The 25195-nt window shown below is 72.4% G+C and carries 23 protein-coding genes; 18 read left to right on the top strand and 5 right to left on the bottom strand.

Translation table 11 applies throughout. The features are described from left to right. The first annotated feature begins 49 nt into the window (after positions 1–49). Genes ABD785_RS27320 through ABD785_RS27295 form a run of 6 tightly spaced genes read left to right on the top strand, consistent with a single transcriptional unit; the run spans position 50 to position 5734 of the window. Positions 50–2356, top strand: a complete 2307-nt coding sequence (locus ABD785_RS27320; protein WP_344833762.1) for a transketolase-like TK C-terminal-containing protein — start codon at positions 50–52, stop codon at positions 2354–2356. A gap of 34 nt (positions 2357–2390) precedes the next feature. Then, on the top strand, positions 2391–2846 hold the full coding sequence (locus ABD785_RS27315) for a hypothetical protein (RefSeq protein ID WP_344833760.1): 456 nt from the start codon (positions 2391–2393) through the stop codon (positions 2844–2846). 36 nt (positions 2847–2882) lie between these two features. Next, positions 2883–3452 (top strand): VOC family protein, encoded by a 570-nt coding sequence (locus ABD785_RS27310; RefSeq protein ID WP_344833758.1) that lies wholly within the window; start codon positions 2883–2885, stop codon positions 3450–3452. 36 nt (positions 3453–3488) lie between these two features. Further along, entirely contained in the window at positions 3489–4334 is an 846-nt protein-coding gene (locus ABD785_RS27305) for a fumarylacetoacetate hydrolase family protein (protein ID WP_344833756.1), read from the top strand. Positions 4335–4358: 24 nt separating this feature from the next. Next, complete coding sequence (locus ABD785_RS27300) at positions 4359–5108, top strand: CoA transferase subunit A (protein WP_344833754.1); 750 nt, start codon at positions 4359–4361, stop codon at positions 5106–5108. Further along, positions 5108–5734: a CoA transferase subunit B gene (locus ABD785_RS27295; protein ID WP_344833753.1), complete on the top strand. Its 627-nt coding sequence runs from the start codon at positions 5108–5110 to the stop codon at positions 5732–5734. Before ABD785_RS27300 ends, ABD785_RS27295 begins: the two co-directional genes overlap by 1 nt. Before the next feature lie 91 nt (positions 5735–5825). On the opposite strand, the gene ABD785_RS27290 is transcribed toward ABD785_RS27295, so the two are convergent. Further along, complete coding sequence (locus ABD785_RS27290) at positions 5826–6710, bottom strand: alpha/beta hydrolase (RefSeq protein WP_344833750.1); 885 nt, start codon at positions 6708–6710, stop codon at positions 5826–5828. A gap of 103 nt (positions 6711–6813) precedes the next feature. Here ABD785_RS27290 and ABD785_RS27285 point away from each other — a divergent pair, with 103 nt between their 5' ends. The 3 genes from ABD785_RS27285 (at position 6814) to ABD785_RS27275 (ending at position 11363) form a co-directional block, all read left to right on the top strand. Beyond that, entirely contained in the window at positions 6814–8421 is a 1608-nt protein-coding gene (locus ABD785_RS27285; RefSeq protein WP_344833748.1) for an FAD-dependent monooxygenase, read from the top strand. Positions 8422–8686: 265 nt separating this feature from the next. After that, on the top strand, positions 8687–9886 hold the full coding sequence (locus tag ABD785_RS27280) for an amidohydrolase family protein (protein ID WP_344833746.1): 1200 nt from the start codon (positions 8687–8689) through the stop codon (positions 9884–9886). Positions 9887–9914: 28 nt separating this feature from the next. After that, entirely contained in the window at positions 9915–11363 is a 1449-nt protein-coding gene (locus ABD785_RS27275; RefSeq protein WP_344833744.1) for an aldehyde dehydrogenase family protein, read from the top strand. A 21-nt stretch (positions 11364–11384) separates the two neighbouring features. On the opposite strand, the gene ABD785_RS27270 is transcribed toward ABD785_RS27275, so the two are convergent. Then, the gene (locus ABD785_RS27270; protein ID WP_344833742.1) at positions 11385–12170 is read right to left on the bottom strand and encodes an IclR family transcriptional regulator; all 786 of its coding nucleotides are present in this window, start codon (positions 12168–12170) and stop codon (positions 11385–11387) included. Positions 12171–12258: 88 nt separating this feature from the next. On the opposite strand from ABD785_RS27270, the gene ABD785_RS27265 reads away from it, so the two are divergent. The 8 genes from ABD785_RS27265 to ABD785_RS27230 are packed head-to-tail and all read left to right on the top strand — an operon-like array spanning position 12259 to position 19341. Next, positions 12259–13149, top strand: coding sequence for a VOC family protein (locus ABD785_RS27265; protein WP_344833739.1), 891 nt, complete (start codon positions 12259–12261; stop codon positions 13147–13149). Then, a complete protein-coding gene (locus ABD785_RS27260; protein ID WP_344833737.1) occupies positions 13146–14207 on the top strand; it encodes an ABC transporter substrate-binding protein in 1062 nt (353 codons plus the stop codon). Before ABD785_RS27265 ends, ABD785_RS27260 begins: the two co-directional genes overlap by 4 nt. Before the next feature lies 1 nt (position 14208). Then, positions 14209–15039, top strand: a complete 831-nt coding sequence (locus ABD785_RS27255) for an ABC transporter ATP-binding protein (protein WP_344833734.1) — start codon at positions 14209–14211, stop codon at positions 15037–15039. Continuing rightward, the gene (locus ABD785_RS27250) at positions 15036–15800 is read left to right on the top strand and encodes an ABC transporter permease (RefSeq protein ID WP_344833732.1); all 765 of its coding nucleotides are present in this window, start codon (positions 15036–15038) and stop codon (positions 15798–15800) included. The genes ABD785_RS27255 and ABD785_RS27250 overlap by 4 nt, the downstream gene beginning before the upstream one ends. After that, entirely contained in the window at positions 15797–16609 is an 813-nt protein-coding gene (locus ABD785_RS27245) for an ABC transporter permease (protein ID WP_344833729.1), read from the top strand. The genes ABD785_RS27250 and ABD785_RS27245 overlap by 4 nt, the downstream gene beginning before the upstream one ends. Continuing rightward, positions 16606–17592 carry an amidohydrolase family protein gene (locus ABD785_RS27240; protein ID WP_344833727.1) on the top strand — a complete coding sequence of 329 codons (987 nt, stop codon included), beginning with the start codon at positions 16606–16608 and terminating at the stop codon, positions 17590–17592. Before ABD785_RS27245 ends, ABD785_RS27240 begins: the two co-directional genes overlap by 4 nt. A 25-nt stretch (positions 17593–17617) precedes the next feature. Beyond that, entirely contained in the window at positions 17618–18145 is a 528-nt protein-coding gene (locus tag ABD785_RS27235) for a flavin reductase family protein (RefSeq protein WP_344833724.1), read from the top strand. Positions 18146–18156: 11 nt separating this feature from the next. Next, a complete protein-coding gene (locus ABD785_RS27230) occupies positions 18157–19341 on the top strand; it encodes an acyl-CoA dehydrogenase family protein (RefSeq protein WP_344833721.1) in 1185 nt (394 codons plus the stop codon). Positions 19342–19365: 24 nt separating this feature from the next. Here ABD785_RS27230 and ABD785_RS27225 read toward each other — a convergent pair whose 3' ends face one another. From ABD785_RS27225 to ABD785_RS27215, 3 genes are all read right to left on the bottom strand, one after another. Continuing rightward, positions 19366–20532, bottom strand: a complete 1167-nt coding sequence (locus ABD785_RS27225) for an ROK family transcriptional regulator (protein WP_344833718.1) — start codon at positions 20530–20532, stop codon at positions 19366–19368. Positions 20533–20578: 46 nt separating this feature from the next. Next, positions 20579–22072, bottom strand: coding sequence for a glycoside hydrolase family 36 protein (locus tag ABD785_RS27220; RefSeq protein WP_344833715.1), 1494 nt, complete (start codon positions 22070–22072; stop codon positions 20579–20581). Between the two features lie 79 nt (positions 22073–22151). Further along, positions 22152–23510: an ABC transporter substrate-binding protein gene (locus ABD785_RS27215; RefSeq protein ID WP_344833713.1), complete on the bottom strand. Its 1359-nt coding sequence runs from the start codon at positions 23508–23510 to the stop codon at positions 22152–22154. 154 nt (positions 23511–23664) lie between these two features. On the opposite strand from ABD785_RS27215, the gene ABD785_RS27210 reads away from it, so the two are divergent. Beyond that, positions 23665–25056: a hypothetical protein gene (locus ABD785_RS27210; RefSeq protein WP_344833710.1), complete on the top strand. Its 1392-nt coding sequence runs from the start codon at positions 23665–23667 to the stop codon at positions 25054–25056. Positions 25057–25195: the final 139 nt, after the last annotated feature.

Genomic DNA, 25195 nt, shown 5'->3' with positions numbered 1-25195 from the left:
TGCCCGACTCCTTCTGATATATGTGATAACACTCAGAAGGGAGGCTCGGATGACCGAGATGATGACCTCGCCGGTGGACGCCGCCGGCCCGCCCGACGTGCTCCACGAGGTGGAACAGCGGATCCTGTGGCTGTCCGCGGCGATCGTCGACCACGCCAACCGGGTGCGCCCCAACCCCACCGGACTCAAGGTCGGCGGGCATCAGGCGTCGTCGGCCTCCATGGTCACGATCATGACGGCCCTGTGGTTCGAGCACCTCACGGCCGCCGACCGGGTGTCGGTCAAGCCGCACGCCTCACCGGTGCTGCACGCGATCAACTACCTGCTCGGCGAGCTCGACGAGGACTACCTCACGACCCTGCGGTCGCTCGGCGGGCTGCAGAGCTATCCGAGCCGGTCCAAGGACCCCGACCCGGTGGACTACTCGACCGGCTCGGTCGGCATCGGCGCGACGGCCCCCATCTGGGGGGCGCTGTCCCGCCGCTACGTCGACGCCATGACCGGCACCGCGGGCACGGGCCGGCAGTACTCCCTGGTGGGCGACGCCGAGCTCGACGAGGGCGCGTGCTGGGAGGCGATCCTCGACCCGATGGTCGCCGAGCTCGGCGAGGTCTGCTGGATCGTGGACCTCAACCGCCAGTCGCTCGACCGGATCGTGCCCGAGATCGGGGCCAACCGGCTGCGGGCGATGTTCGAGGCCGCGGGCTGGCAGGTCCTCACCGCCAAGTACGGCCGGCTGCTGCACGGGCTGTTCGGGCGTTCGGGCGGCGAGGCCCTGCGCGACCGCCTGGACACCATGCCGAACCCGGAGTTCCAGCGGCTGCTGCGCTGCGCCCCCGGGGAACTGCGCGACCGGCTCCCCGGCTCCGGCCCGCACGCGGCGGCGCTGCGGGAGCTGCTCTCCTCCCTGGACGACGCCACGCTGCACGCCGCGATCCGCGATCTCGGCGGCCACGACCTCGGCACGCTGCGGGCGACCCTGCACGAGATCGACGACACCCGTCCCACGGTGATCTTCGCCTACACGGTGAAGGGCTACGGGCTGGCCAGCGAGGGGCATCCGCAGAACCACTCCTCCCTGCTGACCGCCGGCCAGCTCGGCGAGCTGGCGGAGCGGGTCGGCGTCTCGGCGGAACGCCCCTGGGCCAGGTTCGAGCCCGGCTCACCCGCCGGGCTGCTGTGCGCCCGCACCGCCGCCCGCCTGCGCCGCACCCCGCCCGGCACGGCGGGCACCGGGCCGATCCCGCAGGACATCGGCCGCACCCCCACCGGCAGGTCGACCACCCAGGCGGCCCTCGGCCGCACCCTGCTCGACCTGAGCCGTGCCGCGCCCGAGGCGGCCCGCCGGGTCGTCACGCTCGCCCCCGACGTGAGCTCCTCCACCAACCTCGGCGGCTGGGTGAACAAGGTCGGCGTCTGGTCGCCGGTCGAGCGCCACGACTGGTTCTCCGACGACCCCGAGACGATCCTGCACTGGCGGGAGAAGCCGACCGGCCAGCACGTGGAGCTCGGGATCGCGGAGACGAACCTGGTCGGGCTGCTCGGTGAGCTCGGCGCCACCTGGAGCCGGTGGGGAGAGCCCCTGCTGCCCATCGGGGTGGTGTACGACCCGTTCGTCGAGCGGGCGCTGGAGCCGTGGTCGTTCGGGATCTACGCCGGAGGCCAGTCGATCCTCGTCGGCACCCCCTCCGGGGTGACGCTGGCCCCCGAGGGCGGCGCCCACCAGTCGATCTCCACCCCCTCCGTCGGCCTGGAGCAGCCCGGCTGCGTCACCTACGAGCCCGCCTTCGCCATCGACGTCGAGTGGACCCTGCTCGCCTCGCTCGCCCGGCTGGGACGCCCCGACGGCACCTCGGCCTACCTGCGGCTGAGCACCCGTCCGGTCGACCAGTCCCTGGCCGGGGTCCCCGAGGATCCGGCCGCGCGGGAGCACCGCAGGCGCCAGGTCGTCGCGGGCGCCTACCCGCTGCGCCGCTGCGCGGGCGCCCCCGCCGTGACGATCGCGGCCATGGGCGCCGTCATGACCGAGGCCCTGGAGGCGGCCGACCGGCTGACCGCCCTGGGCATGCCCGCCGACGTCGTGTGCGTCACCAGCCCGGGGCTGCTGTTCGAGGCCGTCCAGGAGCGGACGGGCGGCGTCCTGGAGACGGCCTTCCCCGCCCACCGGGCGGCGCCGATGGTGACCGTCCTGGACGGTCATCCGCACACCCTGGCCTTCCTGGCCGGGATCCACCGGGTGCGCGCCCGCCATCTGGGCGTCACCCGCTTCGGCCAGTCCGGCGACCTCGACGAGGTCTACCGCTACCACGGCCTCGACACCGGCAGCATCGTCGCCGCCGCGCTCGACCTGCGCTGAACCGAGAGAAGGACCCCATGAACAGAGACCCCCGATGACCGCCTCCTGCCTCATGTGCTCGCTGGAGGAGGCGCCCGACGACACCCGCGTGTTCCAGGACCCCCTGTGGGCAGCGGAGATCGTCCCCGGCTACGACGTGCCCGGCTGGTACGTCCTGCGGGCCCGGCGGCACGCCGAGCGCATCACCGGGCTCGACGACGCCGAGCTCGCCACCTTCGCGGGACGGGCGAAGAACCTGGTCGCGGCCGTCACCGAGGTGACCGGCGCACCCGCCGCCTATCTCATGGTGTTCGGCGAGAACCACTCCCACTTCCACGCGCTGATCACGGCCAGGGGCGAGGACGTCCCGGCCGAGATGCGCGGCGGCGACATCCTCAGGCTCCGTGGCTCCCACAGCGACCCGGTGGCCGCCGCCGCGCTGCTCCCCGACGTGCGGCGCGCCTACGAGCGGCTTGCTGTTATCAAATATAGCTACTACCGTGTGCATTAGGTCACACCACAGATCGGCCCACCCAGGAGGATTCCGATGGCCACCCCGAAGTTCGCCCACGTCGTACTCCAGACCAGCCAGCCCACCGCGATGCGCGACTGGTACTGCACCGTCCTCGACGGCCACGTCGTCTACGAGGACGCGGCGCTGACCTTCATCACCTTCGACGAGGAGCACCACCGCATCGCGCTGCTCAACCCGCCCGTCCCGCTCGAGCGCAAGTCCCCGACCACGGCCTGCATGCACCACGTCGCCTACACCTTCGACGGCATCGACGACCTCCTGGACCGGTACGTCCTGCTCCGCGGGAAGGGCATCGAGCCCGCGGTCTGCATCGCCCACGGCGTCACGACGTCCATGTACTACCGGGACCCGGACGGCAACTTCGTGGAGATGCAGATCGACAACTTCGCCGAGCCCGACGACGCCACCGGCTACATGCACGGCGGCGAGTACGCCGCCGACTCGGTCGGCCCCGCCTTCGATCCCGAGCTGATGCTCCAGGCCCGCAAGGACGGCGCCACGGCCGAGGAGCTCACCGCGCGTTCCTGGTCCCTGCGGTCCGACCTGCCCGACCCCATGGGCGTCCTGCTCGGCTCCGGCTGAGCACCCTTACCACCACCCCTCCAAGGAGTCATTTCCATGCGCATTGCCAACGTGTCCGGGCGCCTCGCCCTGATCGACGCCCAGGGCCACGCCGTCGACGTCGAGCGGGCGAGCGGCGGCCTCTTCGCCTCCGCGCCGCAGGAGGTCTACGCCGAGTGGGCGCGCTTCCTGGCCTGGGCCGAGACCGCCGAGCTGCCCGCCGGTGAGCCGTTCGCCCGGGACGACCTCGGCTCCCCCGCACCCGCGCCGCGTCAGGTGCTGGCGGCCGGGCTCAACTACCGCGACCACGTGGGCGAGTCGGGTTTCGGCACGCCGGAGGGCCTGCCGCCGGTCTTCACCAAGTTCCCCAGCAGCATCACGGGCCCGGTGACCAGGGTGGCGCTCCCCGAGGGCGGCCACACCGACTGGGAGGTCGAGCTGGTCGTGATCATCGGCGAGAAGGCGCACAACGTCACCGAGGACGAGGCGTGGTCGCACGTCGCCGGGCTGACGGCCGGCCAGGACCTGTCCGAGCGGGTCACGCAGCTCGCCGGTCCCGCGCCGCAGTTCGGTCTCGGCAAGTCCTTCCCCGGCTTCGCGCCGCTCGGCCCCTGGCTGGTCACCCCGGACGAGTTCGCCGACCGTGACGACCTCGAGCTGTCCTGCTCGATCAACGGCGAGGAGGTGCAGAAGAGCCGCACCGCCAACCTGATCTTCTCGGTCCCCTCCCTCATCGCGAAGCTGTCGGCGATCCTGCCGCTGCTGCCGGGCGACGTCCTGTTCACCGGGACCCCCGGGGGCGTCGGCCTCGGCCGCGACCCCCAGCGCTGGCTGACCGACGGCGACGAGCTCGTCAGCACGATCGAGGGCATCGGCGAGCTCCGTCAGACCTTCGTGGCCTGACCTGTGGCGCGGAGGACGGATTCGATGAACAAGCTGAGCGACGGCGCCGCCGAGGCGGTGGCCGACATCGGCGACGGAGCGTCGCTGGCGGTCGGCGGCTTCGGGCTGTGCGGCGTCCCGGAGACCCTGATCAGGGCGGTGCTCGACCAGGGCGCCACCGGGCTGCGCCTGACGTCCAACAACTGCGGCGTCGACGGCCGCGGCCTGGGCCTGCTGCTCGAGGCGGGCCGGGCGGCCCGGGTCACGGCGTCCTACGTCGGTGAGAACAAGGAGTTCGCCCGCCAGTACCTGGCGGGCGAGCTGGAGGTCGAGCTGATCCCGCAGGGGACGCTCGCCGAGCGGCTGCGGGCGGGCGGCACGGGCATCCCGGCCTTCTACACCCCGGCCGGGGTCGGCACCCAGATCGGCGACGGCGGCCTGCCGTGGCGCTACGACGGCTCCGGCGGCGTCGCCGTGCAGTCGCCGCCGCGGCGGACCGATGTCTTCGACGGCAGGACCTACGTGCTGGAGCACGCCATCACCTGCGACTTCGCCCTGGTCCACGCGGCCCGCGGCGACCGGCACGGCAACCTCGTCTTCCGCCGGTCGGCCGCCAACTTCAACCCCGTCGCCGCCATGGCCGGGCGGGTGACGATCGCCGAGGTCGAGGAGCTCGTCGACGACCTCGACCCGGACGCCGTCCATCTGCCCGGCGTCTTCGTGCAGCGGATGGTCGTGCTCACCCCCGAGCAGGCCGCCGACAAGCCGATCGAGAAGCGGACGGTGCGCGCCTGATGTCCTGGACCCGCACCGAGATGGCGGCGCGCGCCGCCGCCGAACTCACCGACGGCAGTTACGTGAACCTCGGCATCGGCCTGCCGACCCTCATCCCCAACCACGTCCCGGCCGGTGTCCACGTCGTCCTGCACTCCGAGAACGGCATCCTGGGCACCGGCCCCTATCCGGCGGAGGACGCCGTCGACCCCGATCTGATCAACGCGGGCAAGGAGACGGTGACCACGCTGGCCGGGGCGGCGTTCTTCGACTCCGCGCTGTCGTTCGGCATGATCCGCGGCGGCCACATCGACACCGCCGTCCTGGGCGCCATGCAGGTCTCCGCAGGCGGCGACCTGGCGAACTGGACCGTGCCCGGAAAGATGATCAAGGGCATGGGCGGGGCGATGGACCTGGTCCACGGCGCCCGCCGCGTCCTGGCCCTCACCGAGCACACCGCCCGCGACGGCAGCCCGAAGATCGTCGAGGAGTGCACGCTGCCCCTCACCGGCCGCGCCTGCGTCCACCGGATCATCACGGACCTGTGCGTCCTGGACGTGACCCCGGACGGGCTGCGGCTGGTCGAGACCGCCCCCGGCGTCAGCCGTGACGACGTCCGGGCCGCCACCGCGGCTCCGGTCGCCTAAACGATCCTCTCGGAGAAGGACCCTCCGGTGGGAACACGGAACGGCCGTGACGGGGAATCCCCCGCCACGGCCGTTCTCGTGCGGGCCCGGCTCAGTGGGCCTTGATCCCCCGGGACGTCCGGCAGGTGTGGGCGAAGGCCAGCTGGCGGAGGTGGAGGGCCGCCCCCAGCAGGTGGTGGTCGAGCGAGTGCCCGACCGAGGGGGCGATCGCCGCGGTGGCGCCGGGACCGTCGGCGAAGTACTCGACGAAGTCGGCCAGCGCGGCCGGCGAGGTGTCCCACAGCGCGTCGTGCTCGGCCAGCTCGTTGTGGACCGGCACCTCCACCTGCGAGGCGACCTTCGACAGCCGCTCGCGCGCCCACAGCGGGGCCCGCTTCAGCTCGATCATCGGGGTCGGCGCGTACGAGCCGTGGGCGGCCTCCCGGGCGGCCTCGGTGAAGGTGCCCTCGGGACCGAACATGACGGCGTCGCGCTCGGGGACCGGAAGGTCGATGATCCCGCTGACGGGGATGGCCGCGAGCTGCTCCGAGGCTCCCCCCGCGGGGATCCGGGCGCCCATGCCGGTCACGCTCACGCCGTCCAGCGGCCACAGCGGGCGCCGGGCGGCGACCTCCAGGGCGATCATCCCGCCGATGGAGTGGCCGACCAGGATCACGCTCTCGGCCCCGAGCTCGGCGACCCGGCGCCCGATGACGGCGTCGAGGATCTCGGCCTGGCGGTGGAAGTGGTTGTCCTCCTCGGCCAGTTCCCCGCTGCCCCCGTATCCGGGACGGTCGACGGCGAGGAACGCGAACCCGTTCCTGGCCGCGATGTCGGCGAACGAGCCGAGCGGACCGCCCGGAACGTCGAAATACGCGCTGGTATAGGTGCCGCCGTGCAGACCCACGAGAAGCGGTGTCCCCTCGGCCTCGAAAGCGGGCTGACGATAATGCGTCGCGACGGGAACGCCGTCTGCGGTGACGATTCGCTCTTCCATGGAGATCTCCTGACTTCGCGGACCGGGGTGGGTATTGGTGACCCGCGTCTCCCTGCTATAAGCTAACAGATATATGTGATAACAGCTAGAGATTGAGGTGCTCATGCCGCTAGTCGCCGATCTTCCGGAGCGCCTTCCGGTCGTGATCGCGGGCGGCGGGCCCGTCGGGCTCGCCCTCGCCATGGAACTGGAACACCACGGTGTCTCCAGTGTCGTCATCGAGCCCCGTGAGGAGGTGTCGTGGCTGCGCCCGCGGGCCAAGACCACCTCCACCAGGTCGATGGAGCACTTCCGCCGCTGGGGCCTGGCCGGGACGCTGCGCGAACGCGCTCCCCTGCCCGTCTCCTGGTCGGACGAGGCCGTCTTCTGCACGGGACTCTCCGGCCGGGAGATCACCCGGTTCTCCGGCTGTCTCGGACTCGATCTCACCGGCTCCGACCTGGCCGCCGAACCGGGGCAGCAGGTACCCCAGCCCCTGGTGGAGGAGGTGCTCAGGGAGGCCGTCGGGCCGCGGCTCGTCCTCGGCGGGCGGGTCGTGGCCGTCGAACCGGCGGACGAGGGCGTCGTGGTCGAGATCGCCGACCAGGCCGGGGCGCTGAAGCGCGTCCACGCGGCCTACGTGGTGGGCTGCGAAGGCGGCCGGAGCGTGGTCCGCAACGCCATGGGCGGCCGCTACGTGGGAGTGGACACCAGCCGTCCCAATCTCAGCATCGTCTTCCGCTCGCCCGAGCTGGCCGGGCTGGTGCCCTTCGGGCCCGCCGTCCACTACTGGGTGCTCAACCCCGACCAGCCGGGGCTCGTGGGCCGGCTCGACCTCGACGACACCTGGTGGTGCATCGCCCAGGGCGTCGACGCCGCGGTCACCCCGCTCAGCCCGACGCAGCTCGTGCACAACATCATCGGCACGGAGGTCCCGGTGGAGATCCTCTCCACCGACGCGTGGCGGGCGCGGATGCTGCTGGCCGACCGCTACGGCCGGGGCCGGATGTTCATCGCCGGGGACTCGGCGCACCAGAACCCGCCATGGGGCGGCCACGGCTTCAACACCGGCATCGGTGACGCGGTCAACCTCGGCTGGAAGCTCGCCGCCGTGATCAACGGCTGGGCGCCGGAGTCCCTGCTGGACAGCTACGAGGCCGAACGCAGGCCGGTGGCCGCGCAGACCATCGAGGAGGCCGCACGCAACATGAGCACGCTGGCCCCCGAGCTGTCGGATCCGCGGCTGACCGGCACGGACGAGCAGTTCGAGCTGGCGCTGCCCGGTGTCGCGGCGGCCGTCCAGGCGAGCAAGCACCGCGAGTTCCACAGCCTGCCGCTGACCCTCGGCTACCACTACGCGGATTCCCCCATCGTCGTGACCGACGACGGCGAGAAGGCCGCCGACGGCCCGCAGGACGATCTCTACCGGCCGAGTGCGGCGCCCGGGCACCGGCTGCCGCACCGCTGGCTCGCCCCCGGCGAGTCGCTGTACGACCGTCTCGGCCGGGAGTTCACCCTGGCCGGAGATCTGTCCGCGCCCGCGGCCGCGGCGATCGTGCGGGCCGCCGAGGCGGAGGGCGTGCCGCTGACGACGCTGGACCTGCGCGGCGACGACTGGACGGAGCTGCTGGGCGGGGCCCTGGTGCTCGTCCGGCCCGACCAGCACGTGGCCTGGCGCGGAGACCGCGCCGACGACCCGGTGGCGGTCGTCCGCAGGGCCGTCGGCTTCTGAGACCGCCGCCCACCGGAAGGACGGACGGATCGACCATTGCTGTTATCAAATATAGCTGATAACGTCGATCGCGTCGTCTTGGACACCCGGCCCCGCTCGACGGGGCGTGACACGACCCATTTCCCGGCCCCGCACGAGAGGCCACGGAACGGCCGCCACGGCGGCCGCCCTTCCCCGCGAAACCCTTTTCCCCTCCGTTCCGGAGTCCCCACCGGAACGGCGATCGTCACCTGCCCCACCACCCCCCGAGAAAGGCGCAATGGCGATGTGCATCAACGAATCGACCCGACGTGAGTTCTTCAAGAACGCCGCGGTGATAGGAGCCGCGGCAGCCGGAGTCCAGGCCGTCGCGGCGTCCGGCGCCGCCCACGCCGCCCCCCGTTCCGCGGCGGCCGCGGGCTCCGGCGAGAAGGTGGCCCTGACGAACGTCCGGGTGTTCGACGGCCGGGTGCTGAGCGCGCCGCGCACCGTGGTCATCGACAACGGCCTCATCGGGATCAGCGCCTTCGGCGCCCGGACGGTCGACTGCGGCGGCGCGGCCCTGCTGCCCGGTCTGATCGACTCCCACATCCACGTCCAGAACGAGGGCACCCTGGAGCAGCTCGCGTCCTTCGGCGTCACGACCGGCCTCGACATGGCCTGCTTCCCGCCCTCGGTCTTCCAGGGGCTGCGCGGCCTGCCCGGGCTGACCGACATCCGCAGCGCGGGCACCCCGGCCGTCGCGCCCGGCAGCCCGCAGAGCAGGATCCCCACGTTCCCGCCCTCGGGCGTCGTGACCGGTCCCGAGCAGGCCCACCAGTTCGTGACCGACCGGATCGCCGAGGGCTCGGACTACATCAAGCTGATCGTGGACTCCCCCGGGCTCGACCAGGCCACCCTCACCGCGATCACCCGGAAGGCGCACGCCTTCGGCCGGCTCGTCATGGCCCACGCCGTCACGAACGCCACCATCGGAACGGCGCTGACCGCGAACGTCGACATGATCCACCACGTGCCGCTCGACGCGGCCGTCACCGCCGCCATCGCGGGGCGCTACGCCGGCAGCGGCACGATCGCGGTGCCGACGCTGACCATGATGGAGGGTTTCGCCGGGCTCGGGATCCCGGGCTACAGCTACGCCAACGCCAGGGACGGCGTCGCCACGCTGCGGCAGGCCGGTGTCCGCATCCTGGCCGGGACCGACTCCAACCACACGCCGGGCATCCCCGTGCAGCCCGCGTTCGGCTCCAGCCTGCACCACGAACTGGAGCTCCTCGTCGGGGCCGGGCTCAGCACCGCCGAGGCCCTGCGGTCGGCGACCTGCCTGCCCGCCCGGTCGTTCGGGCTGCGCGACCGCGGCGCGATCCGTCCCGGCTACCGGGCCGACCTCGTCCTCGTGGACGGCGACCCGCTCGCCGACATCCGCGCCACCCGCGCGATCCAGCGCGTGTGGGTCGGCGGAGCCGAATACCCCCCTGCCTCCTGACCACCTCTCCAACGGAGGAGACACCACCATGACCGACAAGCCACGAATCCTGCACCTGATCGACGGCGAGCGCGTCGCCTCCCTGCCGGAGCGCACCAGCGTGAACCCGGCGACCGGCGAGGCGATCGGCACCTACTGCGACGGCGACGCCGCCACCGCGGACGCCGCGATCGGCGCCGCGACGCGCTGCTTCGCCGAGAGCACCTGGCGGCACGACGCCATGGGGCGCGCGGCGGCCCTCAGCCATCTGGCCGACGCGTTCGAGGCCCGCCTCGGCGAGCTGATCGAGAGCCTCGGCCGGGAGAACGGCAAGCTCGCCCACGAGGCGGGCTACGAGGTCCACTTCATCGTCCGCGCCCTGCGGTTCGCCTCGGGGCTCGCCCTGCTGAACCAGGGCCGGGTCGCCGACACCAAGCCGGGCGTGCAGTCGCTGTCGCTGCGCCAGCCGGTCGGGGTCGCGGGGATCATCGTGCCCTGGAACTCCCCCGCCTACCTCAGCATCCGGGCGATCGCCCCCGCACTGGCGGCGGGCTGCACGGTGGCGGTCAAGATGCCCGCCCAGGCCGCGCAGACCGGCTCCATCGTCGCCGACATCATCGCGAGCGTCGAGGACATCCCGCGCGGCGCGGTGAACGTCTTCACCGAGTCCGGTGACGCCGGGGCGCGCCGGCTGGTCGAGTCGCCGCTCGTCCCGGTCATCAGCTTCACCGGCAGCACCCACACGGGACGGCTGATCGCCCGCGCCGCCGCCGACGGCCTCAAGCGCGTCAGCCTGGAGCTCGGCGGCAAGACCCCCCACCTGGTCTTCGACGACGCCGACCTCGCGGCCGTGGTCCCGACGATCGTGGCCTCCACGACCGTGTTCGCCGGGCAGTTCTGCATGACCGGCAGCCGGGTGCTGGTGCACTCCTCGATCGCCGACGAGCTCATCGAGGCGGTCGCCGCCCGGCTGGCGGCCGTCCGGCCGGGACCTGCGGCCCAGGAGACGAGCGAGATCGGGCCGATGATCGACCTCGCGGCCGTGGCCCGGGTGAACGCCGCCGTCGAGGAGGCCATCGCCGCGGGCGCCCGGCCGATCGTGCGGGGCGGCCCCTCGACGCTGCCGGAGCTGGCGGGCGGGGCGTTCTACCACCCGACCCTGCTGGAGGTGACGGGCACCGACCTGCCGATCGTCCAGGCGGAGACGTTCGGCCCCGTGCAGACCGTCCAGCGGTTCGACACCGAGGAGGAGGCGATCGAGCTCGCCAACGCCACCGACTACGGGCTCAGCGCCTGCGTGTGGAGCCGCGACAGCGACCGCCCCCTGCGCGTGGCCCGCGCCCTGGACGCCGGCCTGATCTCGATCAACAGCTGGGCCAATCTGGCCGTCGAGTTCGAGGAGGGCGGGTTCAAGGCCAGCGGGATCGGCCGCCTGGGCGGTCTCGCCGGCCTCGACGACTTCCTCGAGTACAAGCAGATCAGCCAGGCCTACGCCTGACGCCGGCCCTCGGCGGACGGGTCAGGCCGGATCCAGGTCCTGCTCCCGTCCGCCGAGGTCACGGGTGATGAGCCTGCTCGCCGCGAGCAGCTCCTCGCTCAGCCGCCGGGTGACGGGGGCCGTGAGCTCCCGGCTCGGCAGCGCCAGGCCGAGGACGAGCGCCAGCCCGTTGCCCGGCCCGAACACCGGGGCGGCGATCACCGCGAGACCCGGGATGATAGCGCCCGTGGTCACCGAGATCCGGGTACGCCGGACGTCCTCGACGATCTCCGCGAGCTCGTCGTCGCCATAGGCGCGCGCCTCGCCGCGCCGCTCCTGCGCGCGCAGCACCGGCTTGGTGATCGCCTGCGGGAGATAGGCGACGCACACCCGGCCGACCGAGGAGTCGACCAGCGGCAGCACCGAGCCGACGCGCACCGCGATCGGGAGCGGATAGGCGCCGTAGTCCCACCGGATCAGCGTGGGCCCCGCGTCGCTCCAGGTCGACAGCGACACCGTGTGCTGGGTGCGATCCCGCAGCTCGACGGCATGCTCCGAGGCGATGCCCGCCTCGTCGACGCGCCGCAGCGCCTCGATGCCCAGCCGCCGCAGCGCCGTGCCGAGCGTGTAGAGCCCGGACGCCTTCTCCTGCGCCGCCAGACCCGAGCGCACGAGGCTCACGAGATACCGGTGCACCTTGCTCGGCTGCATGCCCGCGAGCTTGGCGAGGGCCGAGAGCGACACCGGCCTGCGTGCCTCTTCCAGTGCCTTGAGGACCTCCATCGCGACCTCGACGGACTGGATCCCCTGACGTTCATCGCTGACCATGCGCCCAATATACCGTTCATCATTATGCATTGCATTCACTAATGATGGATTGTACGGTGTGGGCACATCGACTGAGAGGAGGCCTCCCGTGGGTGCCCATCACGTCATCTCCCTGACCCGCCGCGTCCCCGACCTCGAACCGGCGCGCGCCTTCTACCGGCAGTTCGGCCTCGAGGAGACCGCGCCCGGCACCTTCGCCACCGAGATCGGCGGCGAGCAGCTCCACCTCCTGGCCGGGCCCGCCGCCGAGGTCGTCGAGATCCACATCGGGGTCGACTCGGCCTTCGACCTCGAGGAGATCGCGGCCCGGCTCGAGGGCCTCGGCGTCGCGGTGACCCGCACCGCCGTCGCGATCGCGGCCGTGGAGCCGGTGAGCGGGGTCTCGGTCCGGCTGTCGGTGGCCGCCCGGCTGCCCAAGGACCCCCCGCGCGTCCCGGACACCGGCGACCGCACCGACCTCATGCGGCGCGACCCCGTGGTGCCGCTGCGGCTCGGCCATGTCGTCGTCGGATGCACCGACGTCGAGCGCGCCAAGGTCTTCTTCCTCGACGGCATCGGGATGCGGCTGAGCGACTACGTCATCGGCGGCCCGTTCATGCGGTTCGAGACCGACCACCACAACATCGTCCTGCTGCCCGCGCCGCTGACCCTGCTGCACCACACGGCGTGGAAGGTCCGCTCCGTCGACGAGGTCGGCTACGGCGGATCCCGCATGATCGAGAACCACCCCGAGCGGCACGCCTGGGGCCTCGGCCGGCACGGCGCCTCGGCCAACTACTTCTGGTACCTCAAGGACCCCGCCGGGGCGTTCGCCGAGTACTACCACTCGGACATGGACGACCTCGCCGACGGCCCGTACTTCTGGGACCCCGTCCCCGGCACCGGCGAGCTGCCCGTCGCCGTCTGGGCGTCTCCCGCGCTCACCGAGCAGCCGCTCGTCCCCGAGGCGATGCGCGCACCGATCCTCACCGAAGGGTGACGGCGGCTCGCCCCGTCCCCTGGCATCCCTCCACCACCCCCTCACCCCTGGAGAGCCGGATCATGATCCCCACCACCTTCCGACCGCACCGATCGACCCGGCTGACCGCGCTCGCCGCCGCCGCCGCGCTCGCCCTGACCGCGACGGCCGGCTGCTCCGGCGACGGCGGCACGAAGGACGACGGCCCCGTGCGGATCGCGCTCATCCCCGCCGCCCCGCCGAGCCTGCCGCTGATCGCCGAGAAGAACGGCGGCTTCACCGCCCAGGGCCTCAAGGTGAAGATCTCGGCGCTGCCGAGCACGAGCATCACGACCTTCGCCCCGGGCCTCGGCCGCCAGTACGACATCGCCTGGGGCACCCCAGCCGACGTCATCGCGGCCTCCGCCCAGGGCCACGACATCACGGTGATCGCCGGGGCCTACCTCGACAGCACCGAGCACTCCCAGGCCCAGATCTTCGCCGCCAAGGCGGGCAGGATCGCCTCGCTCGCCGGGCTGAAGGGCAAGCGCATCGCGACCCCGTCCCTGTCGGGCACGCTCTACCTCTCGGTGCTGACCTCGCTGAAGAAGGCCGGCGTCGACGCCAAGGACGTGACGCTCGTCGAGGTCCCCTTCCCCACCATGCTCGACCAGCTCAACGCCGGCCGGGTCGACGCCGTCGCGACCATCCAGCCGTTCATCGGCGCGCTCAAGGGCGCCGGCCACACCGCGCTCGGCGACCCGTTCCTGTCGGTCGCCTCGCCGGCCGTCGCCGGGATGTGGATCGCCGGACGCTCCTGGGCGGAGAAGAACCCGAAGAAGGTCGCCTCCTTCGTCGCCGCGCTCGACGCCGCCGACACCTGGGTCGCCGCCCACGACCAGGAGGCCCGAACGTTCCTGACCACCGCGCTGAAGTTGCCGCCGCAGGTGATGGCCGTGGCCCCGCTGCCGGACTGGGACAGCTCCATCTCCCCCGAGGCCCTGACCCCGTGGATCGACGCGGTGTCGGCCTCCGGCCAGGTCAACGGCACCCTGCCGAAGCCCTCCGATCTCGTCGGCACGGCCGGGAAGAACGGCTGAGATGGGCGCACGATCATCGAGGGCCCCCGGCCTGTCCCTGCCGGACGACGCCGCCGCGGACCCCGCCCCCCGCCTCCGGATCGAGGACGTGTCGGTCGCCTTCACCGTGAAGGGCCGCGAGCGCACCGTCCTGGCCGGGGTCTCCGCCGAGATCGGCCGCGGTGAGATCGTCGGCGTGGTCGGCCGGTCGGGAACCGGCAAGTCCACCCTGCTGAACGTCCTCGGCGGCGTCCTGCGGCCCGGCTCCGGCCGGGTCCTGCTGGACGGAACGCCCTTCGACCGTCCCGTCGAACGGGTGATCACCGTCTTCCAGGACTACGGCCAGGCGCTGCTGCCGTGGCGGACCGTCCGGCGGAACGTCTCGCTCGGCATCGAGCGCAGGCTCGGCCGGGCGGAGATCGCCGAACGGGTCTCCCGCGCGCTGGCCATGACCCATCTGGAGGCCAACGCCGACGACCTGCCGTGGCAGCTCTCGGGCGGCATGCAGCAGCGGGTGCAGATCGCCCGCGCCCTCGTGATGGAGCCCGACGTGCTGCTGCTGGACGAGCCGTTCGGGGCGCTGGACGCGATGACCCGCGCCACCCTCCAGGACGATCTGCTGAAGCTCCAGCGCGAGACGGGCTTCACCGTCGTGTTCATCACCCACGACGTCGACGAGGCCGTCTACGTCGCCGACCGGGTGCTCGTCCTCGGCGGATCACCGGCGAACGTCGTGCGGGAGGTGGTGTCGGGCCTCCCCCGCGAGCGCGACCGGCTCGACACCCGCGAGTCGCCGCTGTTCAACGCCGCCCGCCGGGCCCTCGCCGACGAGCTCTGGGGAGACCGGCCATGAGGCTCAGGGCCGGCCTGCCCGGGCTCCTCACCCCGCTGCTGATCCTGGCCGCCTGGGAGGGGCTGATCCGCGGGGGCGTCCTGGACTTCGACTACCTCCCCGCGCCCAGCTCCATCGGCTCGGCCGCGGCCGGGCTCGCCGCCGGCGGCGAACTGGCGGAGCGGCTGCTGCACACCACGGGCGTCACGCTGCTGGCCTGGGTGCTCGCCCTGGCCGTCGCGCTCGCCGCCGGGACCCTGCTGGGCCTCTCGCACACGGCGTGGCGGTGGTCGATGGCCTCGGTCGAGGTGCTGAGGACCCTGCCCGCGGTCGCGCTGGTGCCCGTCGCGCTGCTGGTGCTGGGGCCGACCACCGCCGCCGAGATCGTCGTGGCGGTCTACGCGGCGAGCTGGCCGCTGCTGATCAGCGTCGTCGCCGGGCTGCAGGACACCCCGCAGCGGCTGATCGACGTGGCCCGGCAGATGCGGCTGCCGCGCTCGCGGGTCGTGGTGTCGCTCATGCTCCCCGCGGCGGCGCCGCTGATCCTCTCCGGAGCGCGGCTCGCGCTCGGGATCAGCCTGATCGTCGTCGTGCTCGCCGAGATGGTCGGCAACCCCGCCGGTCTCGGCGCCGCCATCTCCGAGACGCAGATGGCGCTCCAGCCCGAGGACATGTGGGTCTACGTGCTGAGCGTCGCGGTCCTCGGCACCGTGCTCAACGCGGTCCTGCTCGCCGTCTCCCGGCGGGCGCTGCCCGCCGTGCTCGCGAGGGAGGCCTCATGACCGGGACCGGGACGATGACGCTCTTCCGCCGGGGGCAGGGAGCGGCGCTGTTCCCGCCGCTCACCGGGCTGGCCCCGCTGGCCCTCGTGCTCGTGGTGTGGCAGCTCCTCGGCGACCCGGACTCGGCGAACTTCCCGCCGCCGTCGTCGTGGTTCGAGGCGGCCGAGGCCGTCCAGCGGCGCGGCCTGCTGGTGCCCTCGCTGGAACGGACCCTGCTGGTCTTCGCCGCGGCGCTGGCGATCGCGGCCGTCCTCGGCGCCGCGGCCGGGACGGTCCTGGGCGCCTCGCCCCTGGCCCGCCGGGTGTTCGGGCCGCTCACGGAGTTCCTGCGGACCTTCCCGCCGCCGGCCGCCGTGCCCGTCGCCGTCCTGCTGCTGGGGACGACCACGACCATGAGCCTGATCGTCATCGTGGCCACCGCGATGTGGCCGATCGTCCTCAACGCCCAGGAGGCCGTCCGCACCATCCCCCGGGTGAGGATCGACGCGGGACGGGCGCTGGGCCTGTCGCGCGGCCACCGGCTCGTGTCGGTCATCGCGCCCGGGGTGCTGCCCGCGGTGATGGTGGGCGTCCGGGTCGCGACCCCGATCTGCCTCATCGTCGTGCTGCTCGCCGAGATGCTCGCCGGAACCGGCGGCGTCGGCCATCTGATCCTCGAGCGGCAGCGGCTCTACGACTCCGCGGGCGTCTTCGCCTGCCTGGCCATCGTCGGCGTTCTCGGGCTGCTCACGTCCGCGGTGATGGGCGTGCTCGAACGCGTCCTGCTCCGCAACCGGCCGCCCGTCCCCCACGGAAGGAAGACCTCATGACCGCCCGTCGCATCGACGTGCACTCCCACTATCTCGGCCCGGCCGTGGCGGAGATGTTCGCCTCCGGCTTCTCCCTCGCCGGCGGCTACAAGATCCCGGCGCGGTGGAGCACCGAGGCCGCGCTCGCCTTCATGGACCGGCACGGCATCGCGACCCAGATCCTGTCCGCCCCCTGGTCCTTCCGCGGGACCCCGGAGGACCCCGCCCTGGCGACCCGGTTCTGCCGCGCCGTCAACGAGGAGTACGCGGAGCTCGCCGAGAAGCACCCCGGCCGGTTCGGCGCCTTCGCCTCGCTCCCCGCCGACGACTCCGCGAGCGCGCTGGCCGAGCTCCGCCACGCCCTCGACGTCCTCCACCTCGACGGCGTCCTGCTCACCTCCAACGCCGAGGGCGGCCACTACCTGGGCGGCGACCACTACGAGCCGATCCTCGCCGAGATCCACGAACGCGGCGTGCCCGCCTTCGTGCATCCCCGCAATCCGCCCTGCCTGGACGCCGTCGGCTTCGGCCGGTCCCCGTCGGTCGTCGAGTTCACCTTCGACACCGCCCGCACCGTCACCAACGCGATCTACACCGGGGTGTTCCAGCGGTACCCCGGGCTGAAACTGATCCTGGCCCACTGCGGCGGGCCGCTGCCCTCGCTCGGCTGGCGGATCGCCGAGCACACCGTGATGGGGATGGGGCCCGGCGACGCGGACATCGACCCCGCCCACGTCACGGGCGTCCTGCGCGGCCTGTACTACGAGACGGCGCTGGCGGGCGGACCCCACTCGCTGCGGCCCGCGCTCGAGGTCACGAGCCCCGGCCATCTGCTGTTCGGCACCGACTGGCCGCTCGCACCGGAGGCCACGGTGACGCGCAACAACGACAACCTGGCCGCCTTCGACGGCCTCACCGCCGACGAGCTCGCGGCGGTCGGGGGCGCCAACGCCGTCCCGCTCTTCCCCCGCTTCTCCCGCCTCACCTGCTTCCCCGAGACCTGACCCGAATCCCGAAGGAGGGGCAGACATGCCGTCATCCGACACCAGCGACCTCACCGGCGTCTTCCGCACGGTCATGCGGAGGGTCGCCTCGACCGTCACGGTCATCACCGCGGCCGACGCCAAGGAGGGCCTCGGCCGCGAGCACGGCATGACCGCCACCGCGGTCTCCTCGCTGTCGATGGACCCGCCCGCGCTCCTGGTCTGCGTCAACCAGCGGACCCTTCTGCACGATCTGATGCTGCGCGGCCCCGGCTTCTGCGTGAACGTCCTGGCCCATGACCAGTCGCGGGTCTCGGCCGCCTTCAGCGGATCCGTCTCGCCCGAGGCGCGGTTCGCCGTCGGCGACTGGCGGACCGCCGAGAACGGGCTGCGCTTCCTCGCCGACGGGATGGCCAGCCTGTTCTGCCGCAACACCGCGACCGTCCCCTACGGCACCCACACGATCTTCGTGGGCGAGGTCGTGGAGGCTCGCCAGCACGACGCCGAACGGCCGCTGCTCTATCAGGACACCCGGTACTGCCGCTGCGAGCCCATCGACGCGGTGCCCGCATGAGAGGAACCACGATGAACGACCCCCACGAACTGGACGAACTGATCGCCGCGATCGCCGTGAACGCCCGCGAGCGCGCGGGACGGACCGAGCGCGACCGCCGGGTCCCGGCGGAGACCGTCGCGGAGCTCCGCGACGCCGGCTTCTTCGGCCTGCTGCGGCCGCGCGCCCACGGCGGCCGGGAGGCCGACTTCGGTGAGCTCGTCCGGCACGTCCTCACCCTGTCGGCCGCCTGCCCGTCCACCGGCTGGGTCTGCGGCCTGTTCGCCGCGCACCAGTGGCTGCTCGCCGGGTTCGGCCGGCAGGCGCAGGACGAGGTGTGGAAGGACGATCCCGACGCCCTGATCTGCGGCTCCTACGCGCCCACGGGCATCGCGCGGAGCGACGACGACGGCGGCTACCGCATCAGCGGCGGCTGGTCGTTCTCCAGCGGGAGCGACCACGCGACCTGGGCGGTGTGCGCGTCCTTCCTGCCGACCGAGCAGGGCGTCCGCGGGGCACCGGCGTTCTTCCTCGTCCCGGCGTCCGACTTCACCGTCCGGGACGACTGGCATGTCGCGGGGCTCGCCGGGACCGGCAGCAAGACCCTGGAGCTGGAGGACGTCCATGTCCCCGCCCACCGGACCCTGCTCCTGTCCGACATCACCGCGGGCACGACGCCCGGCGCCGCCCTGTACCCGGCGAACCCCGGCTACGGGGTGCCGATGCTCTGCCACATCCCGTCCTGCCTTGCGGCGGTCGCGGTGGGCGCCGCGGCCGGGGCGCTGGAGGACTTCCAGCTCATGGCGGGCACCCGGCGGACCCGCGGGGCGCTGGCCGGTGCGGGCAGCCGGATCGCCGGGTTCGCGACCGTCCAGCTTCGGGTCGCCGAGGCGGCCGCGAGCGTCGACGCCGCCCGTGACCTCCTGCTCCGCGATCTCGGGCTGCGGCTCGCGACCGTCCGGGGCGGGACGGCGGTCTCGGTGGAGGAGCGCCTGCTCAGCAGGCGCGGGCAGGCGTTCGCGGTGGCGCTGGCCGTCCGGGCGGTGGAGGCCGTCAACGGCGCGACCGGCGGGCAGGGCCTGTCGCTGGACAACCCGATCCAGCGGGCCTGGCGCGACACCAGCGCGGTCAGCCGCCACATCAGCCTGAACTGGGACGCCGTCGGCACCATGATCGGCCAGTCCGCGCTCGGCCTGGACCCCCAGGGCCAGTACTGATCTCACCGCCGAGGCGGCGTGCTCTCACCGGCCGTCGGATGCGGCGGTGAGCGGGGCGGGCATCCCGTCGGTGAACAGCCGGGCGTCGATCTCGTCCAGGGCGACGCGCAGCGCGCCGAGGGCGACGCTGTCGGCGCCGAGGTCGGACGCCCGGATCTCCGGCACCCGCAGGCACAGGCGGCCCAGTTCCTGCGCGAGCGGATCGATGATGAGGTCGGCCGAGCGGGAGTAGCCGCCGCCGAGGATGACGACCTGCGGATCGAGGGTCAGGACGAGGGCCGCGGCCCCGACCGCGAGATCCTTGACGTAGCGGCGCAGCGCGGTCCTGGCGTCGCGGTCGCCCTGGCGGGCCTGCTCGAAGACCCAGGCCGCCTTGTCGTCGGGATGGACGTCCGCGGGCATTCCCGGGCAGTTCTCGATGTGCGAGGGAGCGGAGAGCCAGCGGACCGCCTTGAGCGCCCCGATCTCACCGGCGGCTCCGCCGTAGCCGCGCCGCAGGGTGCCGTCGAGGATGAGACCGGCGCCGGTCCGCATGCCGGCGAGCAGGTAGACGATGTCGTCGGCGTCCTGCGCGGCGCCCTGCCAGCGCTCGGCGACGGCGGCGAGCTTGCAGTCGTTCTCGACCGAAATCGGGCAGGAGAAGCGGGCCGCGAGATGCTCGGCCGGCGCGACGCTCGCCCAGCCCGGCAGCGAGTTGAACAGGGTGGTGCGCCCGGTCGCGTCGACGGGTCCCGTCACCCCGACCGTGACGGCCCAGATCTGGTCGGGCCGGATCCCGGCGGCGTCCAGGCACTGGGCGATGGCGGTGTCGACGGCCTCGAGGCGCTCGGCCGGATCCAAGTCGGGCTCGACGGGCAGCCGGTGCCGGTGGAGGACCGTCCCGTCGAGGTCGGCGAGCAGCACGAGGATCTTGTGGCCGCCGACGTCGACGCCGAGCACGTGCCCGGCGCCGGCGTTGAAGCGGTAGCGGCGGGCAGGGCGTCCGACACTGCTGCCGTCTGGTTCGACGACCTTCACCCAACCGTCGGTGACCAGCCCGCGGACCACGACGTCGGTGCCCGGCCGGGACAGGCCGGTCCGGGTGGCGAGTTCGGTGACCGTCGCGGGCGCCTGGCCCCGCATCGCCCGCACGATGCTGAGCGAGTTGAGTTCGCGGAGCTTGCTGACGTCGGCTCCGGCAGAGTCGGTCACCCTTACCCCCAATTATGCTTAACCAAAGTGAAATTCTAGCCGCACGTCAAGAGATCGGATACTGCTGGCCCGGGTTCAGTGCGTCGGTGAAGTCGACGCGACGGCCGTCAAGAAGGAAACGGTAGCGGCCTTCCTGGACGATCTCCGGCCGTTCGGCGAGGTAGACCGTCATCCGCTCGAACTCTCCCGGGCTCAGCCAGGAGGGCGGGTCGGAGATCGCCTTGAACCCGCAGATCGACGCCAGGTCGTGCAGCCAGCCCATCTGCGTCTCGGTCAGCAGGTTGAGGCGGCTGCGGAAGTAGACGACGTCGGGATCGACCTGGGCCAGGGGGGTCTGCCAGATCCGGTGCAGGGTGTTCACGACGGCGTTGTAGGCCATCGCGTCCGAGGGGTCCTCGCTGGCGTAGTTGGTCCACAGCGGGGCGACGTCGGGGCCGCTGCGCAGCCCGTCGACCAGGCCCAGGGAGGGCAGCAGCAGCCCTCCGCTGCCGAGCAGGTAGGCGTCCGGGCCCGCGACCTCCCGGATCAGCGCGAGGGCGTCCCGGTAGGCCTGCTCGCGGGGCGTTCCCGACGCGCGGACGCCGGGTGCGGCGCCCGCGTTGATGAAGTCCAGCTTCAGATAGGTGAAGCCCCAGTCGTGGACCACCCGGTGGATCAGCTCGGTGAGGTGCTCCCGGACGCCGGGGTGCGTCACGTCGAGCGCCCAGTAGGCGGTGCCCCAGTTGTGGCCGGCCACGACCGGCTCCCCGGCGGCGTCGCGCAGCAGGAACTCGGGGTGCTCGCGGGCCGTCCGCGAGGAGGGCAGCACGATGAAGGGGGCGAGCCACAGCCCCGGCCGCATGCCCGCGGCGGAGATCCGCTCGGCCATGGCGCGCATGCCCGAGGGGAACTTGGCGTTGGGCCGCCAGTCGCCGACGGCCTCCTCCCAGCCGTCGTCGATCTGGACGACGTCGAAGGGCAGGTCGGCGAGCTCGGCGACGTCCTTGTTCAGCACCTGCTCGGTGATGCCCTCGTAGTAGGCGTACCAGGTGCACCACACGTTGCCCGCGCGGCGGTCGCTGCTGCCCAGCCGGCCGGCCAGATGGCCGGCGTAGTCCGCGAACACCTCCTGCTCGGGCCCGTAGGCGAGGAACCACGGGGCGCCGTCGTCCTCGCACCAGCCGGCGAGGGTGTCGTGGTCGGCGGAGAGCCGCGGGGTGCCGAGCCCGAGCGAGCCGAGCAGCAGCACCCGGCCGTCCGGACCCTGGAGCGCGGCGACGGCCGAGGAATGGTGGCGGGCCGGGTCGTCCCAGACGGTGTCGTCGGCGGTGAGCCGCCGCCGGGGGTCGGCGATCCGCAGCGGGGCCTCGCTGAGGCGCCGCCAGCCGCACGGGCTCCAGGAGTTCTGGCCGTGGCGGTAGAAGAGGGCGTCGGCGAGCCCGTGCAGGACCGCGACCCGGCCGGGAGGCAGCAGCAGGCCTCCGGTCACGGGCTCGGGGGGCTCGGAACCCGTCGGTTCGACCGCGAAGGTGCGGCCGTCCAGGTCGACGAGCAGGGGCATGGCTCTCCTTAGAAGCAGCGGTGACCGCCCGGCGGGGCTCCGGGATAGAGCCCCGCCGGGCGGGACAGAGGTGGAACGATCAGCCGAACAGGCCGTTGACCTGGGTGTTGGCCTTCTTCAGCGCCTCGGCGGGCTCGGCCTTGCCGAGGATGACCGACTGCAGGGCGTCCTGGACGATCTGGCTGACCTCGGTGCCGTGGTCGGTGATCGGGAGCAGGAACGTGCCGCCGGGGGTCTTGGTGTAGTCGACGTAGACCTGCACGTCACGGCCCTTGGCCTTGTGCGCGGCCAGTGCCTTGTCCGTCGCGGTCTTGATCGCGGGGAACACCACGGCGTTGTCGCCGACGACGTTCTGGCAGTCGGCCGACCCGAGGTACTTGACCCACTTCCAGGCGGCGTCCTTGTTCTTGGTGCCCGCCCAGATGGCGTCCGACAGGCCGTTGATGGCGCTCTTGCGGACGCCCGACGGGCCGACGGGCAGCGGGGCGAGCGCGAACTTCTGCTTGGCGTCGGCGCCGAGGTAGGTGTTGATCGTCCAGGAACCGGCGATGGTCAGGGCGGCCTTGCCCGAGTTCATCACCGCGTCGATGCCGAGGGTCGACTGCTTGTCGAAGCGGGGCGCGAAGCCCTTGTCGGTCAGCGCCTTGTACCAGCCGATGGTCTCGGCCAGCTTGGGGTCGTCGTACTTGAACTCGCTGCCCCAGGGGTTCTTGTCCAGGTAGGTGAAGCCGTTGGCCGCCGCCAGCTCGCCCCAGCCGTTCTGGCCCTGGGAGCCGTCGTTCCACTCGGGCAGGTAGCCGTAGACCTTGACGTGGCTCTTGTCGAAGGCCGGGTCGAGGCCGTTGCGGCCCTTGTCGTCGACGGTGAGCTTGGCGATGGTCTGCTCGAAGGTGCCGCCGTCGGCCGGGTTCCAGGTGAGGTCGGCCAGTTCCTCGGGCTTGACGCCCTGCTCGGCGAGCATGTCGCTGTTGTAGACGACCGCCTCGGTGTCCCAGTCCTTGGGCAGGCCGTAGCGCTTGCCGTCCTTGGTCCACAGGTCGGCCAGGCCGTCCTGGTACTGGCTCAGGTCGACCTTGTCGGCGTCCACGAAGGGCTGGATGTCGAGGATCTGCTGGCTGGACACGAACTGCGGGTAGTAGGAGACCTGGTCGGTCCAGACGTCGGGGGCGTCGCCCGCGGCGAGCTGGGTGGTCAGGTTCTGCCAGTACTGCGCCCACGCCGTCTGGGTGATCTGGACGGTGATGTCGGGGTTCGCGGCGTGGAAGGCGTCGGCGCAGGACTGGTACGAGGCCTGCTGCTTGTCGTCCCACAGCCAGTACTTCAGCGTGACGGGGCCGCCGGGCTTGCCGCCGTCGTCCGAGCCGCTGCACGCCGTGAGGGTCGTGCTCGCGAGCAGGCCGCACAGCAGCGCCATGCCGATCCGCTTCTTATTGATCATCGAGGTGCCTCTTCCTGGGGGGACGGGGTGGGGCCGAGAGCGGCTCCAAGTTGCCTCTTGCCTTGTCGGCGCTCTCGAATAATGATGTGGCTCATCGGAAATTTGTCAAGGGCAACTCATAAGCGCCCGGGCAATTCTCATCTGGAGGACCTCGATGTCCCATCTCCCGATCTCCCGGCGCGCCCGGATCGCGGCCGTCGCCGTGCTCACCGCGGCGGCGGCGCTCTCGACGGCGGTACCGGCCTCAGGGCACCCCTCCGGGGGCTGGCGGACGCTGGCCCCCGCGGCCGCCCCGGACGCCAACCCGCTGGAGGGGTTCATCCCCTACGCGGGCTCGTACTCGACGTTCCCGCACTCCATGGAGTGGTTCTACCTGCCGGTCAACGCGGTGATGACCGGCCCGGACAGCTTCGACTGGACGGCTCTGGAGGAGCAGCTCGACGCCATCGCGGGCCGCGGCCACCAGGCGGCGTTCCGCTTCTACCTGGACTATCCGGGCAAGCCGAGCGGCGTCCCCGGGTACCTGCTCGACCAGGGGCTGGTGACCCATCCCTACGACGACTTCGGCAACGACGGGCGGAGCGTGTCGCCCGACTACGACGACCCGCGGCTGGCCGCCGCCCTCGACCGGTTCATCGCCGCGCTGGGCGCCCGCTACGACGGTGATCCGCGGGCGGGCTTCGTCCAGCTCGGCCTGCTGGGCTTCTGGGGTGAGTGGCACACCTGGCCGCACAACGGCGACCCCGGGACGGAGAACTGGTTCGCCTCCCAGGCCGCGCAGGTCAGGGTCCTGAAGGCCTTCGACGACGCCTTCGACGCGACCCGCCTCATGGTCCGCTACCCGAGCACCGACAACAAGGCGCTCGACATCGGCTACCACGACGACTCCTTCGCCTATTCCACCCTGCCGGGGCCCGGCTGGCACTTCATGGACCTCATGGAGCAGGCCGGCACGACCGGCAAGTGGCTGGACGCCCCCGTCGGCGGCGAGCTCCGTCCCGAGCTGCAGGGATGCCTCTTCAACGCACCGTCCGACTGCGTGACCGACGGCGACGGCGACTTCGCGGGGAGCGTCGCCCGGACGCACGCCTCGTGGCTGCTCGACCACTACGCCTTCGCCCCGGGGCACACCGGCGCCGCCTACGCCGAAGCCCTGACGGCCGCGAAGTCGCTCGGTTACCGGCTGCGCGTCACCGCGGTCAGGACCGGCCACCGGGGCGGCGATCTCGACGTCGCGATCCGGATCCAGGACGACGGTGTGGCGCCCTTCTACTACGACTGGCCGCTCCAGGTGGCCGCCGTCGGCCGCGACGGCCGGATCGCCAGGACCTGGACGACGTCCTGGAAGCTGACCGGCGTCAAGCCCGGCGTCCCCGCCGAGCTCACCGCGCGTCTGCCCGCCCGGGGCCTGCGGCACGGCGAGCACACGCTCGTGTTCCGCGCGGCCAACCCCCTGCGGGGCGGCATGCCGCTCCGCTTCGCCAACGCCGGACAGGACGCGACCGTCCCCGGCTGGCTCACGCTCGGCCGGATCCGGATCTCCTGATCCGGGCCGACCCGACCCATCCACCCCCCATCGGAGGTCATCCGCCCGTGCACTCCCCCCTGAGACGGACCCTGAGCGCCGTCGTCTCCCTCGCCCTCGGGGCGCTGCTGACGATGCCCGCGGCGGCGCCCGCCGAGGT

Origin of the sequence: Actinocorallia longicatena (assembly GCF_039534125.1) — a bacterium.
In the GTDB taxonomy this organism is placed as follows: Bacteria; Actinomycetota; Actinomycetes; order Streptosporangiales; family Streptosporangiaceae; genus Actinocorallia; species Actinocorallia longicatena.
Note: the sequence above shows the minus strand (reverse complement) of the source record. Positions and strands in the feature narration are given on the sequence as shown.

Coding starts and splice junctions, on each gene's coding strand:
- ABD785_RS27320 (WP_344833762.1), top strand. CDS start 50: ATGACCGAGATGATGACCTCGCCGGTGGACGCCGCCGGCCCGCCCGAC.
- ABD785_RS27315 (WP_344833760.1), top strand. CDS start 2,391: ATGACCGCCTCCTGCCTCATGTGCTCGCTGGAGGAGGCGCCCGACGAC.
- ABD785_RS27310 (WP_344833758.1), top strand. CDS start 2,883: ATGGCCACCCCGAAGTTCGCCCACGTCGTACTCCAGACCAGCCAGCCC.
- ABD785_RS27305 (WP_344833756.1), top strand. CDS start 3,489: ATGCGCATTGCCAACGTGTCCGGGCGCCTCGCCCTGATCGACGCCCAG.
- ABD785_RS27300 (WP_344833754.1), top strand. CDS start 4,359: ATGAACAAGCTGAGCGACGGCGCCGCCGAGGCGGTGGCCGACATCGGC.
- ABD785_RS27295 (WP_344833753.1), top strand. CDS start 5,108: ATGTCCTGGACCCGCACCGAGATGGCGGCGCGCGCCGCCGCCGAACTC.
- ABD785_RS27290 (WP_344833750.1), bottom strand. CDS start 6,710: ATGGAAGAGCGAATCGTCACCGCAGACGGCGTTCCCGTCGCGACGCAT.
- ABD785_RS27285 (WP_344833748.1), top strand. CDS start 6,814: ATGCCGCTAGTCGCCGATCTTCCGGAGCGCCTTCCGGTCGTGATCGCG.
- ABD785_RS27280 (WP_344833746.1), top strand. CDS start 8,687: ATGTGCATCAACGAATCGACCCGACGTGAGTTCTTCAAGAACGCCGCG.
- ABD785_RS27275 (WP_344833744.1), top strand. CDS start 9,915: ATGACCGACAAGCCACGAATCCTGCACCTGATCGACGGCGAGCGCGTC.
- ABD785_RS27270 (WP_344833742.1), bottom strand. CDS start 12,170: ATGGTCAGCGATGAACGTCAGGGGATCCAGTCCGTCGAGGTCGCGATG.
- ABD785_RS27255 (WP_344833734.1), top strand. CDS start 14,209: ATGGGCGCACGATCATCGAGGGCCCCCGGCCTGTCCCTGCCGGACGAC.
- ABD785_RS27250 (WP_344833732.1), top strand. CDS start 15,036: ATGAGGCTCAGGGCCGGCCTGCCCGGGCTCCTCACCCCGCTGCTGATC.
- ABD785_RS27245 (WP_344833729.1), top strand. CDS start 15,797: ATGACCGGGACCGGGACGATGACGCTCTTCCGCCGGGGGCAGGGAGCG.
- ABD785_RS27240 (WP_344833727.1), top strand. CDS start 16,606: ATGACCGCCCGTCGCATCGACGTGCACTCCCACTATCTCGGCCCGGCC.
- ABD785_RS27235 (WP_344833724.1), top strand. CDS start 17,618: ATGCCGTCATCCGACACCAGCGACCTCACCGGCGTCTTCCGCACGGTC.
- ABD785_RS27230 (WP_344833721.1), top strand. CDS start 18,157: ATGAACGACCCCCACGAACTGGACGAACTGATCGCCGCGATCGCCGTG.
- ABD785_RS27220 (WP_344833715.1), bottom strand. CDS start 22,072: ATGCCCCTGCTCGTCGACCTGGACGGCCGCACCTTCGCGGTCGAACCG.
- ABD785_RS27215 (WP_344833713.1), bottom strand. CDS start 23,510: ATGATCAATAAGAAGCGGATCGGCATGGCGCTGCTGTGCGGCCTGCTC.
- ABD785_RS27210 (WP_344833710.1), top strand. CDS start 23,665: ATGTCCCATCTCCCGATCTCCCGGCGCGCCCGGATCGCGGCCGTCGCC.